The following is a 1011-nucleotide window of genomic DNA, read 5'->3' as shown; positions in this document are numbered from 1 at the left end:
AGTCGGTTGCATCTACCAAGGTTTGATGCAATTGCTCTGCCAGCACTTTATCTTCAACCTCACTTCTCGCCAGCGTATCATTTTGTACTTGCAGCTTATCGAGTAGCGCATCCAAGCGCACATGGTCGCGACCCAATATCTCAAACCCTGCCTGTAGCTGTGGATACATCCTAATAAACTTAGGGAAAAACCCCTCGTCCTCAACGCCATGATGTTGGTGCAGTTTGAGCACGTGCATATTGATACGTTTCAGTATCTGTGAGCGATACTCTGACCAGTCGTACTCGCCAGATTGATAACCTTCACTAATCTGTGTCAAGATGCGTTGACGCTTGCGTATGTTAGTATGTACTTTTAGCCAGCCTGATGTTTTGTAGGCATAATCTGCGCTAAACCACTGATCTGGCGGTAGCTTATTGAATAAGAACAACCAATCCGCCTCAAGCCGACTATCGGGATGACGCGGTGACAAGCTAAACAAATCCTCATCTGCAACTGTTTTGACAGCACTATCTTCGTCAGCTATATTTTTGACAGCAACATTCTTAATAGTAATGTTCTGAGGTGACTTATCCATTGCCTTATCCTTGTGAATTACGTTTACCAGTTACGTTTGCTCAATTAATGCTTTTATTATCCAAACAGGCATTTACCAAAAAACGTAAAAGCTCATTAGAAATACTTAAATTATTCAAATAAATATGTAGAATATAAATATAGTCTAACAGCTAAAAATCAATGCCATGCTCGAGTCTGCAAACCTTGAATATGCATATACAGCCCCTACAAATAATAAAATAATCAACATGTTACATAACTTGGTCAGAACCTATGTACTGCCGTACTACTTACCATGTAGAATGAAACGCATAATGAAAAACACCCTTATAGAAGCAGTATCAAGCGATATATGGTCACCATTCATAGTAGTGTTTAAAATATAAAGGATAATCATGTTTATTGTAGATAACGCTGTGAATGCTCATAGGCATAACACTATCCCCACCCCAA

The 1011-nt window shown here is 39.7% G+C and carries 1 protein-coding gene; it reads right to left on the bottom strand.

What is annotated here, in order from left to right; translation table 11 throughout:
• Window positions 1–577: hemerythrin domain-containing protein (locus tag ACS8FD_RS16930; protein WP_439276699.1), on the bottom strand; the 577-nt coding region annotated here is incomplete at its 3' end.
• Window positions 578–1011: the final 434 nt, after the last annotated feature.

It is taken from the genome of Psychrobacter sp. 1U2, from assembly GCF_051847575.1.
The sequence above is the reverse complement of the archived record's forward strand: the minus strand, read 5'-3'. Positions and strand labels throughout refer to the sequence as shown.